This is a genomic window from Rubrivirga sp. S365 (assembly GCF_032248475.1).
Classification (GTDB): Bacteria; Bacteroidota; Rhodothermia; order Rhodothermales; family Rubricoccaceae; genus Rubrivirga; species Rubrivirga litoralis.
In genome coordinates, this window is the sequence record NZ_JAVTTN010000002.1 from 1 (window position 1) to 17,542 (window position 17,542).

At 73.1% G+C, this 17,542-nt stretch carries 14 protein-coding genes and 1 pseudogene; 3 read left to right on the top strand and 12 right to left on the bottom strand.

All coding sequences use genetic code 11. The features are described 5' to 3' along the window. Both RQM47_RS15405 and RQM47_RS15410 read right to left on the bottom strand, forming a co-directional pair. Positions 1–968 (bottom strand): TolC family protein (locus tag RQM47_RS15405; protein WP_314009440.1); only part of this gene is annotated, 968 nt, incomplete at its 3' end. 84 nt (positions 969–1,052) lie between these two features. Further along, positions 1,053–1,427, bottom strand: coding sequence for a hypothetical protein (locus RQM47_RS15410; protein WP_314009441.1), 375 nt, complete (start codon positions 1,425–1,427; stop codon positions 1,053–1,055). A gap of 185 nt (positions 1,428–1,612) precedes the next feature. On the opposite strand from RQM47_RS15410, the gene RQM47_RS15415 reads away from it, so the two are divergent. From RQM47_RS15415 to RQM47_RS17495, 3 genes and pseudogenes are all read left to right on the top strand, one after another. Continuing rightward, positions 1,613–4,231, top strand: coding sequence for a heavy metal translocating P-type ATPase (locus RQM47_RS15415; RefSeq protein ID WP_409945989.1), 2,619 nt, complete (start codon positions 1,613–1,615; stop codon positions 4,229–4,231). 46 nt (positions 4,232–4,277) lie between these two features. Next, entirely contained in the window at positions 4,278–5,081 is an 804-nt protein-coding gene (locus RQM47_RS15420) for a sigma-70 family RNA polymerase sigma factor (protein WP_314009443.1), read from the top strand. Between the two features lie 167 nt (positions 5,082–5,248). Continuing rightward, a pseudogene (locus tag RQM47_RS17495) lies at positions 5,249–5,701 on the top strand (DUF305 domain-containing protein); the annotation flags it as partial. A gap of 485 nt (positions 5,702–6,186) precedes the next feature. Here the strand turns inward: RQM47_RS17495 and RQM47_RS15430 are convergent. The 10 genes from RQM47_RS15430 to RQM47_RS15475 form a co-directional block, all read right to left on the bottom strand. Continuing rightward, positions 6,187–6,591 carry a four-helix bundle copper-binding protein gene (locus RQM47_RS15430; RefSeq protein WP_314009445.1) on the bottom strand — a complete coding sequence of 135 codons (405 nt, stop codon included), beginning with the start codon at positions 6,589–6,591 and terminating at the stop codon, positions 6,187–6,189. 267 nt (positions 6,592–6,858) lie between these two features. Continuing rightward, entirely contained in the window at positions 6,859–7,539 is a 681-nt protein-coding gene (locus tag RQM47_RS15435; RefSeq protein WP_314009446.1) for a hypothetical protein, read from the bottom strand. A 346-nt stretch (positions 7,540–7,885) separates the two neighbouring features. After that, a complete protein-coding gene (locus RQM47_RS15440; RefSeq protein WP_314009447.1) occupies positions 7,886–8,245 on the bottom strand; it encodes a ferredoxin family protein in 360 nt (119 codons plus the stop codon). 32 nt (positions 8,246–8,277) lie between these two features. After that, positions 8,278–8,547 carry a cold shock domain-containing protein gene (locus RQM47_RS15445; protein ID WP_314009448.1) on the bottom strand — a complete coding sequence of 90 codons (270 nt, stop codon included), beginning with the start codon at positions 8,545–8,547 and terminating at the stop codon, positions 8,278–8,280. An 11-nt stretch (positions 8,548–8,558) separates the two neighbouring features. Beyond that, on the bottom strand, positions 8,559–10,655 hold the full coding sequence (locus RQM47_RS15450) for a copper-translocating P-type ATPase (RefSeq protein ID WP_409946005.1): 2,097 nt from the start codon (positions 10,653–10,655) through the stop codon (positions 8,559–8,561). A gap of 253 nt (positions 10,656–10,908) precedes the next feature. Continuing rightward, positions 10,909–11,775, bottom strand: a complete 867-nt coding sequence (locus tag RQM47_RS15455) for a patatin-like phospholipase family protein (RefSeq protein WP_314009450.1) — start codon at positions 11,773–11,775, stop codon at positions 10,909–10,911. Next, complete coding sequence (locus RQM47_RS15460) at positions 11,772–13,487, bottom strand: FAD-dependent oxidoreductase (protein ID WP_314009451.1); 1,716 nt, start codon at positions 13,485–13,487, stop codon at positions 11,772–11,774. The genes RQM47_RS15455 and RQM47_RS15460 overlap by 4 nt, the downstream gene beginning before the upstream one ends. Before the next feature lie 114 nt (positions 13,488–13,601). Beyond that, positions 13,602–14,693, bottom strand: a complete 1,092-nt coding sequence (locus RQM47_RS15465; RefSeq protein WP_314009452.1) for a YybH family protein — start codon at positions 14,691–14,693, stop codon at positions 13,602–13,604. Between the two features lie 55 nt (positions 14,694–14,748). Continuing rightward, positions 14,749–15,516 (bottom strand): copper resistance protein B, encoded by a 768-nt coding sequence (locus RQM47_RS15470; RefSeq protein ID WP_314009453.1) that lies wholly within the window; start codon positions 15,514–15,516, stop codon positions 14,749–14,751. 34 nt (positions 15,517–15,550) lie between these two features. Continuing rightward, complete coding sequence (locus RQM47_RS15475) at positions 15,551–17,473, bottom strand: copper resistance system multicopper oxidase (protein ID WP_314009454.1); 1,923 nt, start codon at positions 17,471–17,473, stop codon at positions 15,551–15,553. Positions 17,474–17,542: the final 69 nt, after the last annotated feature.

A 17,542-nucleotide genomic window follows, 5' to 3' on the forward strand; every position in this document is an offset into this window, starting at 1 on the left:
GCCTGGCGGCGGAGCCGGGCCTCGTCGAGCCGCGCGCGCATCCGGCCCTGCTGGAGCGGGATGCGGGCCGAGACCATCACGCCGAGGGCGTCGCGGCCCGTGGCCGTCGGCGGCGCGTCGGCGGCGCCGACGTCGGTGTAGACGACGCCGACGCCGAGGTCGGGGTAGAACGCCCGTTGGGCGAGGGCCACCTCGGCGTCGGCCTGGACCACGGCGGCCTCGGCCGCCGCCAGCTCGGGGCGGAGCGAGAGGGCGAGCGCGTCGAGCGCGGCCACATCGGCGAGCGCCGGGGCCTCGGCCACGACGCGGCCCGTCACGGCCAGGCCCGGCCGGTCGAGGAGCCGCGCGAGCACCTGGACGGCCGCCTCCCGCCGCCGGTCGAGGTCGAGGAGCCGCTCGGCGAGCCGCTGGCGCTCGAGCTGGACCTGCAGGATGGCGCCCTGCGGGCCGCGCCCGACCTCGTAGCGGACCGCCGCCGCCTCGGCGAAGGCGTCCAAGCGGGCCTGGAACGCGCGGACGGCGGCGGCGGCCTCCTGCGTCCGGTACAGCGCGGCGTAGGCGACGGTCGCGGCCCGGGCGAGGTCGAGGGCCGTCGCCTCGGCCCGGTAGCGGGCCGACTCGGCGGCGGCGGCGGCGGCGTCGCGGCGCAGGCCCAGCGTGCCGGGCCACGGGAACGGCTGCTCCACGCGCCACTGCGACCGGAGCGTGCCCCGGGCGGAGAGGACCGGGTACGGAGCCACCATGACGGAGGCCGTCGGGTCGGGGAGCGCGCCGACCTGGTCGCCGCGCCGGGCGAGCGCGCGGGCGTCCAGCCGGGCGGCGGCCAGCGCCGGGTTGTCGGCGTAGACGGCCGAGAGGACGGCGTCCAGGCGGAGCGTGTCGGGGGCCTGTGCCCGGGCCGACGGCGCGAGGGCCGGGACGGCGAGGCAGGCGAGCAGCACGGCGCGTGCTGCGAGCGGGGAGGGCATGGTCTGGGGGAGAGCGACGGCGTGCGGAACGGACGGGCGTGGGCGTCCGGGGACGCGGGGGGGCGTCCAGAGCAGGCGGTCGGCTCAGACCAGCAGGACCGAGAGGGCGAGGTGCCGCCGCGTGCCGGGCGGCGGGCCGGTGCCGCGCGGGGGCGCCGTCTCACGCGGGGCCGCCGCGTGCCGGGCGGCGTAGGGGACGACCGCCCAAAAGAGCGCGGCGGCGGGCGGCGGCGCCGTCAGCGTCGCGGCGTCGGGGGCCGTGGCGGGGGCCTGGACGCAGCACTCGGCCGCGCCGGCCGGGGTCTCCGGTGACGGGCCGTGGTCGGCCATCGCGCAGCGGTCGCCGCAGCAGTCCAGCGCGTCCGCGACCGTCGCCGCGGCGGGGCCGGCGGCGAGGGCGAGGAGGGCGGCGGCGAGCAAGGCCGCCAGCGCGCGATACGGGAGTGGGCGTCGGGTCACGGGGTCAGTACGCCTAGGATCGGCCGGTTCTGCGCCCGCCCACCTTAAAAGGCGCTCAGGTTGGGGCGGATGCATCGTCCGTTCACGGTCCGGCCGCGTTGGAGCCGTTCTCCCCGAGCCGCCGAGGACGCCCCCGTAACGGGTCGGCCGTCGGCCGCGTTTGTCGAGGAAACGCCCCCTCCGAGATGTCCCACCCCGCCCCGCCCCCCTCCCTCTCCGCCCCCCCGTCCGGCGACGGCGCGGCCACGCCCCCGCCCGCGGTGGCCGCCTCGCAGGCGACGCTGGGCGTCGAGGGCATGACGTGCGCCGCGTGCTCGACGCGCGTCGAGAAGGCGCTCCGGGCCGTGCCCGGCGTCCAGGAGGCGACGGTGAACCTGGCGACCGAGCGGGCGACGGTCGCCTTCGACGCGACCGAGACCTCGCCGCTGGCGCTGGCCGAGGCCGTGCAGAAGGCGGGCTACGACGTGCGGACCGAGGAGGTGACCTTCGCCGTCGGCGGGATGACGTGCGCGGCGTGCGTGGGCCGGGTCGAGAAGGCGCTCCAGGGTGCGGACGGCGTGGTCGAGGCGAGCGTGAACCTGGCGACCGAGCGGGCGCGCGTGCGCTACGCGGCCGGGACCGACGTCGAGGCGCTCTACGAGGCCGTCCGCGACACCGGGTACGACGTGGTCGATGCCGTGGGCGGGGCGAGCACGGAGGACGCCGAGCAGCAAGCCCGCGCCGCCGACCGCCGACGGCTCCGGCGGAGGCTGCTGTGGGCGGCCGGGCTCACGCTCCCGCTCTTCCTGCTGGAGATGGTGCCCATGCTGGTCCCCGGCGGGATGGCCTGGATCGACGGGCTCGTCCCGATGCAGACGCGCTGGCTCGTCTCGTTCGCGCTCGCCTCGGCCGTCCAGTTCGGGCCGGGCTGGCGGTTCTACCGGGCGGGGTGGGCGGCGGCGCGGCACGGGTCGCCCGACATGAACACGCTCGTCGCCCTCGGGACCACGGCGGCCTACGGGTACTCCGTCGTCGCGACGTTCCTGCCGGGCGTGCTGCCGGAGGGGGCCGTCCACGTCTACTACGAGGCGTCGGCGACGATCATCACGCTGATCCTGTTGGGCAAGTGGTTCGAGGCCCGGGCGAAGGGCCAGACGTCGGACGCCGTCCGCGCGCTCCTGGGGCTGCGCGCCGAGACGGCCCGCGTCGTCCGGGACGGCGTCGAGACGGAGGTCTCCATCGACGACGTGGCCGTCGGCGACGTCGTCCGCGTGCGGCCGGGCGAGAAGGTGCCGGTGGACGGCGTCGTAGCCGAGGGCACGTCGTACGTGGACGAGTCGATGGTGACCGGCGAGCCGGTCCCGGTCGAGAAGACCGAGGGCGGGGCGGTCGTAGGCGGGACGGTCAACCAGGCCGGCGCGCTGCTCGTCGAGACGACGCACGTCGGCGCCGACACCGTGCTGGCCCAGATCGTCCGGCTGGTCGAGGATGCTCAGGCGTCGCGGCCCGCGATCCAGGCCCTCGCCGACCGCGTGGTGGCCGTGTTCGTGCCGGTCGTGCTCGTGATCGCCGCGCTGGTCTTTGGGATCTGGCTCGCCGTCGGCCCCGCCCCCGCGCTGACGTACGCCCTCGTCGCGACCGTCTCGGTCTTGATCATCGCGTGCCCCTGCGCGATGGGGCTCGCCACCCCGGTCTCGGTGATGGTCGGGACCGGGAAGGCGGCCGAGCTGGGCGTCCTGTTCCGCAAGGGCGAGGCGCTTCAGACGCTGTCCGAGGCCGACGTCGTCGCCCTCGACAAGACGGGCACGCTCACCGAGGGCCGCCCGACGTTGACCGACGTCGCGCTGGTGGACGCCGCCACCCCGCCAGGGACAGCGCCAGCTAGCGGGAGCGAGGACGACCTGAGCGAGGACGACCTGATCCGCTTGGTCGCCGCCGTCGAGGTCCCGAGCGAGCACCCCGTCGCCGCCGCCATTGTGCGGGCGGCCGACGAGCGCGGGATCGACCTCCCGGCGGCGTCCGACTTCCAGGCCGTCCCCGGTTTCGGCGTGCGGGGGACCGTCGAGGGGCGCCGCGTCGAGGTCGGCGCCGACCGCTTCATGGAGCAGATCGGGCTCGACGTAGCGCCGCTGGCGGAGGCCGCGGGCGCGCTCGCGGCCCAGGGCAAGACGCCGCTCTACGCCGCCGTGGACGGCCGGCTCGTAGCCGCGCTCGCCGTCGCCGACCCCGTCAAGGCGACGACGCCGGCGGCCATCGACGCGCTCCACCGGGCCGGCCTCCGCGTCGCCATGATCACGGGCGACAACCGGGCGACCGCCGAGGCCGTGGCCCGAGGGCTCGGCATCGACGAGGTGCTCGCCGAGGTGCTCCCGGCCGACAAGGCCCAGGCCGTGACCGACCTCCAGGCCGAGACCGGCCGGGACGGACGCCCCGCCCGCGTCGCCTTCGTCGGCGACGGGATCAACGACGCGCCGGCGCTCGCCCAGGCCGACGTCGGCGTCGCCATCGGGACCGGCACCGACGTCGCCATCGAGGCCGCCGATGTCGTCCTCATGCGCGGCGACCTGACGGCGCTCGTCGAGGCGCGGGCGCTCTCGGCGGCCACGCTCCGCAACGTCAAGCAGAACCTGTTCTGGGCCTTCGCCTACAACGTCGTGCTGATCCCGGTGGCCGCGGGCGTGCTCTACCCCGCGCTCGGCGTGCTGCTCTCGCCCGTGCTGGGCGCGGCGGCGATGGGGCTCTCGTCGGTGTTCGTGCTCACGAACGCGCTCCGGTTGCGCCGCTTCGCCCCGCCGGCCGTCGCGGCCTCGCCCACCGGCCGGTAACGCCCCGGGCCTCGCTGCGTTTGTCTGGGTGAACACCCCCGCCCCCATGTCCGTCTCCCCCGCCCTGCTCGACCAGACGCTCGCCGCCCAGGGCGACGCGCTGGTCGCCTACGTCCGCCAGCGGCTGGGGCCGGGGGCGGCCGAGGACGTGGTCCAGGACGCCCTGCTCCGCCTGGCCGAGCACGCGCCCGAGCTGGACGACCAGGCCGGCCTCACGCGCTGGCTGTGGCGGGTCGTCCGCAACGCGACCACCGACGTCCACCGGCGCGCCGAGGCGGCCGGGCGCCGCGAGGACGCCTGGGCGGCCGACCAGCCGGACGCCGTGATGCCGCCGGGTGAGGAGGCCACGCTGTGCGCGTGCTACCGGCCGCTCTTGGACGACCTCGACCCGGCCCATGCCGACCTCCTCCGCGCTGAGTTGGGCGGCGAGCCGCCCGCCGCGCTGGCGGGGCGGCTCGGCGTGTCGGCCGGCGCCCTGCGCGTTCGGCGCCACCGCGCGCGCCGCCAGCTAGGCGAGCGTCTCGCCGACGTATGCCGCGCGTGCGCGGGGTGCCTCGACTGCTCGTGCGCCCCTCCCCCACCCGATCCCCCCGTTTCACTCCCCACCCCCACCATGCACACTACTCAGAACACCGACGACCAGACCCTACGCTTCGGCATCGAGGGCATGACCTGCGGCGGCTGCGTCGCCTCGGCGACGCGCGCGCTGGAGCGGATGCCCGGCGTGACCGTCGACAAGCTCGACCTCAGCGGCGACGCGGTCGTACGCCTCTCGGGCATGGCGGACCGAGAGGTCGTGCGCGGCGCCGTCGAGGGCGCGGGCTTCCGGCCCGTGTTCGATGCCGCCTAGAGGCATCGTCTCTCATGGGTAGACGTCGAGCGAGCTCTCCTCGGATCCGCTCGACGCCTACCAACCTTAAAAGCTGCTCAGGTGAGCCCTGTCCGCCGATCCTCGCCGCGACAAGCCGGTAGGATCGTCCCTGGGCGCGCGCGCGCCCGTCACCACTCGACATGTCGATGAAGGCCTCCTACCCTCGGTTTTTCGCGATGATCGTCACCTCGACGCTCGTCATGCTCGCGCTGATGTACACCACGGTTTATCAGGTAGACCATGTGTGGTGGAGCGCGACGAAGTCCTTCATGGCGCTCTACATGGGCGCCGCGATGGCCGTCATCATGCTGGCGTTCATGCTGGGGATGTACAAGGACCGCAAGACGAACATCGCCATCTTCGCCGGGAGCGCCGCCCTGTTCGTGCTGGGCTTCTGGCTGCTCCGGACTCAAACGAGCGTCGACGATGTGGACTGGATGGAGGCGATGATCCCGCACCACTCGCTCGCGATCCTGACCTCGGAGCAGGCGACGATCTCTGACCCGCGCGTGCGCCGGCTGGCCGACGACATCATCCTGGCTCAGCGCCGGGAGATCGCCGAGATGGAGGCCCTCATCCGGGACTTGGACGACGCCGACTACGAGGCGTCTCCGCTACCGCCGACCGTTCCTGAAGTGGAGGGCGGCTCCGAGGACGTTGCGGGGGCTCCGGCGTTGACCGCCGGGGCGTCGCCGATGCGCGGCGACGTGCTGATCCTCGACGAGGTGAAGGTGGGCTCGGACGCTTGGGTGGTGGTCCACCCCTCGGCCCCCAACGGCGGCCCGGACGCCTCGCAGGTCCTCGGCCGTTCGTTCGTGATGCACGGGGTGACGGAGCGCGTGCCGGTCCACCTCGACAGGACCGCGCCCGCCTCGGGCACCACGGTGCACGCCATGCTCCACGACGACACCGGCGAGATCGGCCGGTTCGAGTTCGGAGGCGCGGGAACGCCCGACCAGCCGCTCACGTCGGGCGGCGCGCCCGTCGTCCAGTCGGTCGTCGTCCAGTAGGTCGGCGCGTCCACCGAACGCACGACGGCGCGGCTCCTCTTGGAGCCGCGCCGTCTCTCTGAGGGCCGGGCGGCTTAGGCCTGGGGCATGGCGTCGAGGAGCGACTGGCACGCCTTCGAGCACTCGCGGCAGCACTCCATGCAGACGCGGCAGTGGTCGTGCATGTCGGCGTGCTTGGAGCACTCGTCGGCGCAGGCGTCGCAGGCGACGCGGCAGGCCTCGAGCTGGGCGCGCAGGATCTGGGCGTTCGGCTGGGTCTGGCGCGAGAGCGCGCGGCCCGTCGTGGCGCAGATGTCGGCGCAGTCGAGGTTGGTCCGGATGCAGTACCGGAGGTCCATGTCGCCGTCCTCGTCGAGGCAGGCGTCGGCGCACGACGTGCAACACTGCTCGCAGGCGAAGGCGGAGTTGACGAGCGCGACGACGGCGTCGAGCTGGTCGGAGGGGTTGGGGTGCTTGGAGAGGATGTCTTGGGTGCGCATGGCAACGGGGAGAGGATGTGTAAGGGGTGTGCCGGAGTGGCTGGCGTCTCACGGCGTGGCCTTCCGGGCGGTTCGGCGCGAGAACCTTAAAACCCTCACAGGTGCCGCGCCTGGGCCTCAATCGAAGCCGCGGCGGGCAGACCAGGGGACTCCCGATGTAGCGCCTCCCCCACTGGTGACGACCGCCAGCGGCGTGGGGCCGCACGAACGCGTGAGCGCCCGGCCCTACGTGAGGACCGGGCGCTCGGGGGAGCCGCCGGGGCGGGTCTAGCCCCGGACGATCCGGCCGCACGCGACCGGGAGCGTCGCCTGGTTCGGCAGGCCCGGGAGCGAGCCGACCGTGGCCGGGAGCGCGTCCGTCGTGCCGTGGATCACGATGACGTAGTCGCCGAGGTCGACGGTGCCGCTCGCGCCCAGCGTCACGATCGGGTCCGAGGCGTCCGCGTCGTCCTTGACGAGCGCCGAGCGCAAGGCGGCCGTCGTCGTGGACTCCGAGTAATCGATGGACGCGCCGGTCGGGAAGCCGGGGATGTTCTGCGCCTGCGTCGAGATGTCGTCGTCGAGCGGGAGGAGGATGCCGCCGTAGCGCGGGAGCCCCTCGAGCACGTCGACGAAGCCGTCCGAGTTGGCGTCGTCGGCCGTCATCGGGCATACGGCCTGCGCCGTGACGGTGCCCCCGGGGACGCCGTGGATGTGCTGGGGGTGGGCGGTGGCGTCGAGGTTCTGGCCGTCGATCTCGACGGTGAGGTCGTCGTCGTCCATCGTCAGCCGGGCGGTGCCGGTGACACCGCTGCCGTTGAGGGCGGCGAACTGGACGGTGAAGGTGTCCACGTTGTCGCCGTTGGAGTCGCAGCCGGACAGGGCGGGGACGGCGACGGGCGCGATGAGGAGAGCGAGTGCTTTCGTGGGGGGACGGACCCGGTCGGGCCTGTGGTTAAAGGGGGGCACGTCGCCCGGACGCTGGTGAGGGTCTGGGTGGCGGGGTGCTGAGAGACCAACAGCCGGGCACACGGGCCGTTCGAGGAGCCTACCTGGAAATCCGTTGAGGCGGTCTGGATAGGCGCTACGGGCACGTCGGGGGCCACGTTGTACCCCGCGTCGCACGGCCCGGTAAGCGTCCGTCCTACGCGCCTAGCGGGTCGCACATCGCCTCGCGGTACGGCGAGGTGGAGCGGCTCCAGCGGGAAGGGCACTGGCCCGCCGTCCGAGCGACCGGAGGCGCCCGTCAGTGGGGTACGGCAGGCCAGACGGCGAGGCTCAGGCTCCACCGGGGGCGTCTCACGGCGTGAACGAGCTACCCGTCGTCGTCGGGCCACGTGAGGATGTCGTCCTCGGAACGCTCGGCGTCCGCGCACGTGAGGTCCGTCGCTGGCGGCGAGCCCGGGCGCTTCTCGACGAGGTTGTGCCCGAGGGCCTTCCAGCGAGGCGCGAGGTACGCGTTCCACTCGGCGTAGTGCGCCCACTCTGGAGGCAGCTCGTCCTCGGGGTAGATCGCCTCGACGGGGCAGGCCGGCGCGCAGGCGTTGCAATCGATGCACTCGTCGGGGTCGATGGCGATAAAGTTGGGTCCGACGTAGAAGCAGTCGACGGGGCAGACCTCGACGCAGTCGGTGAAGGTGCACCCCACGCAGGGCTGGGCGACGACGTAGGCCATAGGACAGACGCGAGCGTCAGGGACGGGAGGAGTTACGCGGCTGGAGGGAGCGCCCCGCCGTCGCCGAGTCGGCCCCGGGGGCTAGAGAGGCGCGTGAGGTCGTAGGCGGTTCGGTGCCCGCCCTCGCCCCGGACGCGGAACCCCACGCGGTCGCCGACGGCGAGGGTCGGCACGCCGCTGGCGCGGGCGCTCCGGCCGTGGACGGTGCAGGGGAGCGAGCCGTCGTCGCACGAGGCGAGGCCGAGGTCCCGCTCGACGTCGAACCACTCGACGGTCCCCGTGTGCAGGTCGGGAGTGCTCATCACGGGGGCGGCTACTCGACGCGCAGTCGGCGGGCGTTGACCGCGACGACGACCGTGGACAGGCTCATCAGGACCGCGCCGACGGCCGGGCTCAGGACGATGCCCCACGGAGCCAAGACGCCGGCCGCGAGCGGGATCGCGACGATGTTGTAGCCGGCGGCCCACCACAGGTTTTGGACCATCTTGCGGTAGGTGGCGCGCGCGAGCGCGATCACCCGGACGGCGGCGCGGGGGTCGGACTCGACGAGGACGATGTCGGCCGTCTCGACGGCCACGTCCGTCCCGGCGCCGACCGCGAGCCCGACGTCGGCCGTCGCGAGGGCGGGCGCGTCGTTGACGCCGTCGCCGGTCATGGCGACGACCTTGCCCTCGGCCTGGAGCTGCCGGATCACGTCGCTCTTGCCGTCGGGGAGCACCTCGGCGATGACGCGGTCGATGCCGAGCTGGCGGGCGACGTGCTCGGCGACCTCCCGCTTGTCGCCGGTCAGCATGACGGCGGTGAGGCCGAGCTCGTGGAGGCGGTCGATGGCCTCCTTGGACTCCGGGCGGACGACGTCGGCGAGCGCGAGCGCGCCGAGCGGTCGGGCCTGGGCGCCGTCGCCCTCGACGACGTAGACGACCGTCTGGCCCTCCGTCCCCAGCGTATCGGCCCGCTGGCGGAGCGCGTCGGAAAAGCGGACGCCCTCGGCCTCGATGGCGCCGGGGCTCAGGATCTGGACGGTACGCCCGTCGACAGTTGCGCGGACGCCCTTGCCGGTGATGGCCTGGAAGCCCTGGACGGCGGGAAGCGCCAAGCCGCGGTCCTGGGCCGAGCGGACGACGCCGGCGGCGATGGGGTGCTCGCTGCCGCCCTCGACGGCCGCCGCGAGCGCCAGGAGGTCGTCGTCGGACGTGCCGCTGGCGGCTAGGATCTCGGTGACGCCGAACCGGCCCTCGGTCAACGTGCCCGTCTTGTCGAAGACGAGCGTGTCGAGGTCGCGGGCGCGCTCGAAGGCGGCGCGGTCGCGGACCAGGAGCCCGTTGCGGGCGCTGATCGACGTCGAGACGGCCACGACGAGCGGGATGGCGAGACCGAGCGCGTGGGGGCACGCGATGACCATGACCGTCACGGCCCGCTCGATGGCGAACGCCAGCGGCTCGGCCGTCAGCAGCCACCACGCGAGGAACGTGAGCGCGCCGACCGAGATGGCCGTGACGGTGAGGTAGAACGCGGCGCGGTTGGCGAGGTCTTGGGTCTTCGACTTCGAGGCCTGCGCCTCGCGGACGAGGGTGACGACCTGGTTGAGGTAGGCGTCGGCGCCGGTCTTGGTGACCTCGACGGTGAGCGCGCCGGAGCCGTTGACGGACCCGGCGATGAGCTCGTCGCCCTGCCCTTTCTCGACCGGCACGGACTCGCCGGTGAGCGCGGCCTGGTTGACGGCGGAGCGGCCGTCGAGGACGGTCCCGTCGGCGGGCACCTTCTCGCTCGCCTTGACCAGGATGCGGTCACCGGGGCGGAGCGCGCTCGTGGGCACCTCCTCGGTCTCGCCCGTGGCCGTGAGCCGGTGGGCCTCGTCGGGCATGAGCCGGGCCAGCTCCTCGAGCGCGCGGGAGGCGCCCATCACGCTCCGCATCTCGACCCAGTGCCCGACGAGCATGAGGTCGACGAGCGTGGCGGTCTCCCAGAAGAACAGGTTGCCCTCCAGGCCGAGCACGACGGCCATCGAGTAGACGAACGCGACGGTGATGGCGAGGGCCACCAGCGTCATCATGCCCGGCCGCCGCTTCCCCAGCTCCTCTACCGCCCCGTTCAAAAACGGCCAGCCGCCGTAAACGTAGACGACCGAGGCCAGCGCTGTGAGGAGCCAGACCGAGCCGGGGAACGCCCAGTCGACGCCCGCCCACATCTGGAGCATGGGGCTGAGCGCCAGGATGGGGACGGTGAGCCCGAGACAGACCCAGAACCGCCGCTTGAAGTCCTCGACCATCATCGCGTGGTGGTCGTGGTGCCCCCCTCCCCCGCTGCCGTGGTCCATCTTCGAATGGCCCATCGCGGCGTGCTCCTCGGCGGTGTGGCCCATCGCCGCGTGGTCCGTGCCGGCGTTCGGAGCCGGACCGCGGCCGGCCATCCCGTGGGCGTCGTGGTCCTCGACGGGGCCGGTGCGGCCGTCGTCGTGGGAGCCGTGGGGGCCTTCGTGGGCGGCCTCGCGGAGCTCGGCCTGTTTCAAGCCGGGGAGGTCGGCGGGGTCCTGTTCGTGGTCCATGAGGCGGCCGGGGCGGATCGTTGGAGGCGTCGAACGCGCCACGTGCCGGACGGGGTCGGACCCGAATCTTAAAAGCCGCTCAGGTTACCGCCCGCCCCCCTGGGCGCCCGGTCCGCCCTCAGGCCGCCGACTGGCGGTGCCCGCTGAGACGGGCCGCCAGCGCTGGGCGGGCGGCCCGGACGGCCCAGATTCCCGCCGCCGCGCACTCGCGACGCGCGCCGAAGTCGAGCGTGTGGACGGGCCGTTGGAACTGGGGCCGGAGGACCAGATCGGCCTGGGCGAACCGGGCCTGGGCGAGGCTCCGGCTGGTGACGTAGGAGGCGCGCTGGAGTGCGTTGAGGCCGTTGTCGATGGTCGGCGCCGGGCGCGGCTGCCCCACGTCGACGGCGACGACGAACGGCGGGCCGATCGCTCGGGCGAGGTCGACCGGGGCGGGGTCGGCGTAGGCGCCGTCGGCGAGCAGGAGCCCCCCGTGTTCGAGGGGCGGCAGGACGCCGGCCAGCGCGGAGCTGGCGTAGACGGCGTCGGCCGCGTCGCCGTCGCGCATCGCGTGGCGGGCGCCCGTGCGGAGGTCGGTGGCCGTGATGGCGACGGGGAGGCGGGCCTCGGCGAGGTCGCGGCCGGCGGTGAGCGTGGCGAGTGCCTGGCGGCCGGCGTCGTAGGCCGGCACGCCGACGCCCCACCCGGTGACGAGGCGGACGGCGAACTCGGCCCCCATCCGCCGCGCCCGCAACCACGCCAAGGTCGAGCCCTCCCCCCCGTCGGGCGGCGGCGGCGGGAACGCCCGCGTGCCGATGGCCAGCACGGCGTCGTACCAGTCGTCGCGGAGCGCGTACGCGGCGGCGACGGCGGCCCCCATCGACACGCCGACCACGGCCGCCGGCCGGAGCCCGTCTGCTTCGAGCGCCCGGAGCACGCCGACGTGGGCGAACCCGCGGGCGCCGCCGCCGCCGAGGAGAAGCGCGAAGGGGCGGTGCGACGTCATCCGGTGCAGGGCGGCCGTGGGGAGAGGGGCTCCTCGTCCCGCCTCGTGCCTCGCCGAGGCCACGCGCGAGTTGCGAGCCGGACCAGTCCGGCACCCAGGCCGACACCGACCACGTCCAGAACGTGAGGCAGGCCGAGTGCATGCAGGCCGTCATCGAGTCGAGAGGTGAGTCGGAGCAGCGGAGGTTTGTGTTGCGCGTGGACGGCGACGTTCGGCTCGAAGACCTGGGCGGCGCGGCGCCCGCTCTCGACGGCCCCCTCGATGCTCCAGATGTCCGCTTCGGTCTCCGTATGGGCGCCCGCCAGCACGAGGTTCGCGATGGAGGTGGCCTGGGCGGGGCGGTGTGCGCGGGTGTTCGTGGTGGTGACCCACTTGGGCTGGTCAGGCGTGATGCCGTCCGGGGAGAAGTGCCACTCGTGCCACACCTCGGTGGTGAGGATGCTGAAGTCCCGGAGCCTGCGGCCGTCGTTCGCGCAGCGGATCATCAGGTCGAGCGCCTCGGACGCATAGACCTGGGCGAGCACCTCGTCAAGGAACTCGTCCTCCGTGCAGGTCCGCAGCGGCTTGCCGTGCATGGGTCCGGGCACGGTCGACACGCAGGCGGTGCCTGTCCAGAGCGACTGGACGTCCCGGCCGAGGTCTACGTCTGAGGACCACGCCTGCTCGTTGGCGAAGAGCGTGATGTTGAAGGCGGAGTCGGCGAGAGCGATGGCGGTACGCTCACGCGGCCACGCCATGCGCTCGCCGAACGCGATCCGGAACGAGACCTGGGTGTGGGGGCCGTCCTGGATCAGGGGCCGAAACTTCGCGAGTTCCGGCTCCTGCTCCAGCTCTGGGGTCCGGGCGAGGATGTGGGCGGCCGCAAACGGAGTCGCAGCCAGGACGTAGATGTCTGCTTCCACCGATGTGTCGGGCGCCACCGTCGCGCCGGAGATGCGGTCGCCGTCGACGTGGAGTTGGTCGAGCGGCGTCTCCCAGTGGAACGTGACGCCGCGCTGGTCGAGGTCGGCGACCCAGCGGTCGAACCACCACTCGTTGCTGGGCCCGCGCAGGAGCGACCAGCCGCCGAGCGGCTCGTGCGCCCAGGCGGGACCGTCCTCGTCGGCGGGGTGATGGTGCGACGGACCCGAGCGGACGTTGCGCCCGAAGAACAGGCCCACGTGGTGCAGCGAGGCGTAGGGCCAGTCCGACCCGATCCAAGGGCCGAACAGCGCGCGCCACGTCGAGTGGCCGACGCTCGTCATGCGAGGCTGCCAGTAGGCAGCGGCGTTCGCCCGGGCGTAGCGCTCCTTCGACCGGGCGTTCGCCGACCAGACCTTGAGGATGCCCCACCCCAGCGAGAGCTTGTCGCGGGTGGACATCCGGAACGCTTGGGGCTTGTCGAACAGGTCCGCCGTGTCGAGGTCGTCGTCGGCTGTGTCCGGCACGACCGCGTAGTCCATCGGCCGCGAGAGCACGCGGTCGTAGAGCGTGCTGGTGGCGTCGAAGGGGATCTGCCGGAGCAGGTCGAACGTGTTGTGGTACCAGGGGCCGAACCCGTGCCACGAGTACTCCGTCGGCAGGTTGTCTTGGTCGCGACGGGCGCTGCGGAAGAAGCCGCCCGCCGAGTCGTTCCGCTCGTAGACCTCGACCTGGTACCCCCGTCGGACGAACTCATGCGCTGCGCTGAGACCGGCGATGCCGGCGCCAAATACTGCGACCTTTCGAGACACTCTGTTATGGGATTAGCGGTCGCAAGAGTCCACCCACGTCTACGACGGGAGGATGCCGCGTTGGCACACCTCCGGCTCGGGGTGGACCATCGGACTCCGGCAGAACCGACGTGGCTAGCGGGCGGACGACCAGTGGACGGCGGCGACGCGCCAGCCGTCGGGGGTCCGCTTCATCACGAGCAGCTCGGCCATCTCGGCGTCGCCGACGCGCTGCGTCGAGGCGACCCAGGCGCCGTCGCCGGCCACGCCGGTGCGGCGGTAGAGCGGCTCGGGCGTGGTGCCGCTCAGGTACTCGGCGTCCCGGGCGAAGTGGTGCGAGAGATACTCGGCGCGGGACTCGTTGCGCCCCCCCTCCAGAACGACGGCGTCGGGGGCCAGGATCGCCTCCATCGCCTGGCGGTCGCCGGCCGCCAGCGCGGCGTGGAAGCGGTCGGCGGTGGCCGAGGCGTCGAACGCCTCGGGGTTGACCGCGGCCATGGCGCGGCGCTCGTCTGGGGTACCGGCGTTCCGGCGCTGCATCGCGACGCCGGCGGCGTGGTCCGCGCTCGACATCTGGGAGTGGTCCATGCCTGAGGCGGCGCCGCTGGCAGCGCCAGTGGCCGTGCCCTGCATCTGGCTGTGGTCCATGCCGCTCATCTGCGAGTGGTCCATCCCCTGCATCTGACCGTGGTCCATGCCGTCCATCGAGCCGTGGTCCATCGTGCCCTCGGGCATGGCCTCCATCATCCGGCGCATCTCGGGGTCGGCCATCATGCGCTGGTGGACGGCGGGGTCGGCCATCAGGCGGGCGTGGGCGGCCTGCATCCGGCCCATGATGTCGGCGCGCTCGGCGGGCGGCATGGCGGCCATCCGCTCGCGCATCTGGGCCATCATGGCGGCCCGGGCGTCCGCGTCCATCGGCATCTCCATGCCCGAGTGGTCCATGCCTTGCATCTGGCTGTGGTCCATGCCGGAGTGGTCCATCTGGGGCATCACCTCGGCCATCAGCGCCTGCATCTCGGGGTCGGCCTTCATCCGGGCGTGGATCTCTGAGTCCGCCATCATGCGCTGGTGCAGCGCCATCATGGCGTCGTGGTCCATCGCGCCGTGGTCCATCCCCGACATCTGGGAGTGGTCCATCTGGCTGTGGTCGTGGTCACCGTGCTGCTGGGCGAGGGCGGCGGGCGCGGCCAGCAAGGCGGCGCCCAAGAGGAGGGTGCGGGTCATGGGTGTGGGGTTCTAGAGTGTGGAGAGGGGTGGCGGGCTAACGCCACGGGGCGGGCTAGCGCCACAGGCGGAGCCCGAAGACGAGGGTGGCCTCGGAGGCCGAGCCGCCCTCTTCGCGTGCGAAGTCGGCGGTGTCGCCGTAGAGCGTGGTCCAGTTGACGCCGACGTAGGGGGCCACCTCGCGCGTGATCTCGTAGCGGAAGCGGAGCCCGAGCTCGACGTCGTTGAGCCCGGAGCCGACGCCCCAGTCCTCGACGCGCTGGACGGCGACGTTGGTCTCGAGCCGTGGCTGGGCGACGAGCCGCTGGGTGAGGAGGAGGTCGTAGGAGCCCACGAACCGGGCGGACACGTCGCCCTTGTACGAGACGAAGAGCGCCGGCTCGACCTCGAAGAAGTACGGCGCCAGCCCCTCCAAGCCCACTACCAAGAAGGGCCGGGCCTGGAACTCGCCGCCGCCGAACTCGGTGTCGAGCCGGACGCCCGCCTGCGCCTCGAAGTAGGACGTGATCAGGCGGCTGTAGAGCGCCTGGCCCTCGACCTCCCCCTCGCCGTCGGCGACGAGTCCCTCGCCCTCGCCCTTGATGTAGAGCCGGGTGTAGTCGTTGCCGATCCGGTAGAGCCCCTCGACGCGCGCCGGGACGCCGCTGGCGGCCGGCGCGGCCTCGAACAGGTCCAGGAGCGCCAGCGAGTACAGCTTCTGGTCGGCCGCGGCGACGGCGCCGGGCCGGAAGTCGGGGTACTCCGGGAACGGGGGCGCGTCCTGGGCCGCCGCGCCGGCGGCGAGCGCCAGCGCGGCGGCGAGGAGGGTCGAGAGGCGGGTCATAGCGTGGGAGATCGGGGTGGGCCGGTGGGGCGGTCTAGCCTCGGGCGAGGTCGCGGCGCGGGAAGCCCGCCGGGAGCCCCGAGGGGTACATCGAGGCGAGCACTTCGGGCTCCCAGTCGTCGGGCCGCTGGACCATGGCCACCCTGAACATGCCGAGGTCCATGTGGTAGAGGATGTGGCAGTGGAAGGCCCACGGCCCGAGCGCGTCCACGTCGATCAGGAGCGAGACCCGCTCGGCCGGCTTGACGATGACCGTGTGGACGCGCGGGATGCGCTCGCCCTGGCCGTTCTCGAGCTCCATCCACATCCCATGGATGTGCATCGGGTGGTTCATCATGGTGTCGTTGACCATCGTGAACCGGAGGCGCTCGCCGTAAACCATTGGGATGAGCGGCTCCTCGGAGTACGTCTTCCCGTCGATGGACCACATGTAGCGCTCCATGTTGCCCGTCAGGTGGAGCTCGACCTCGCGGTCGGGCGCCCGGCGCGGCTCGGGGTAGAGCGCCTTGAGGTCGGCGTAGACGAGGACGCGGCGGCCGTCGTCGCCCAGCCCGACGCCGGGCTCCATGAGCCGGCTGCGGGTCTCCATCGGGGCCATGGCGTTGGCGAGGCCGTGGTCGTCGGGGCCGTGCATGGTGGGCTCGGGGAGCGCGCCCGGCGGGCGGACCCCGGCCGTGTCCCCCATCGCCATCGCGCCGGCGGCGGCGCCCATGGCCATGCCCGAGTGGTCCATCCCGCTCATCTGCGAGTGGTCCGTGCCGCCCGCGGCGCCTCCTGCTGCCGCGCCGGACATGTCCATGCCGCCGTGGTCCATCCCCTCCATGCCTCCCATCGCGCCGTGGTCCATCCCCATGTCCATCATGGTCAGCGAGGGCCGGTCGCGCATCTCGGGCACGGCCGCCGTCATGCCGGGCCGGGGCGCGAGCGTGCCGCGGGCGTAGCCCGAGCGGTCCATGGTCTCGGCGAAGAGGGTGTAGGCCCGGTCGCCCGGCTCGATGACGACGTCGTAGGTCTCGGCCACGCCGATCCGGAACTCGTCGGTCTCGACCGGCTCGACGTGCTGGCCGTTGACCTGGACGACGGTCATCGGCAAACCCGGGATGCGGACGTCGTAGAACGTCATGGCCGCCGCGTTGACGAACCGGATGCGGACGCGCTCGCCGGGCCGGAACTGGCCGTACCAGCCGGGGTCCGGCGCCTGCCCGTTCATCAAGTAGGTGTAGGTCGCGCCCGTGATGTCCGAGATGTCGGTCTGGTCCATCCGCATCCGCTCCCAGGAGAGGAACTCCGAGGGGCTGACCTCCCCGCCGATGACGTCGCCGAGCGTGTTCCGCTGGAAGTTGTAGTAGTTCGCCCGGTTCTTGAGGTTGTCCAGGACGTCGTGCGGGTCCTCGAACGTCCAGTCCGACAGGACCACGACCATCTCGCGGTCGAAGGGGTAGGGCTCCGGCCCGGCCGGGTCGATGATGAACGGGGCGTAGTGGCCGAGCTGCTCCTGGAACGCCGAGTGGCTGTGGCACCAGTACGTCCCGTACTGGCGGATCGGGTAGCGGTACTCGAACGTCGAGCGGGCCTCGATGCCGGGGAAGTTGACGCCGGGCACACCGTCCATGTTGTTGGGAAGGATGAGCCCGTGCCAGTGGACCGACGTCTGCTCATCGAGCCGGTTGTGCACGCGAATCACGGCCTCGTCGCCCTCAGTGAACCGCAGGAGCGGGCCGGGGACCGACCCGTTCATGGTGACGGCCGTGCCCGTCTTGCCCCCGAACGCCAGCCGCGTCCGGTCGATGGTGAGGTCGTACTCGACCAGGCCGGGCCGTCGGACGGTCGGCGCGAGCCCCTCGACGCGGGCGGGGCCGAGGGTGAGCGCCGAGCGCGCCCAGGACGGGGTCATCGCGCTCAGGCCCGCGAGGGCGCCGAAGGCGGAGGCGTTGCGGAGGAAGAGTCGGCGGTCCATCGGGGTGGGGTCGGGGGCGGGTGTCTGTAACGGTCGCGGCGCGCGGGAGTGCGGCCCGGCACCTTAAAA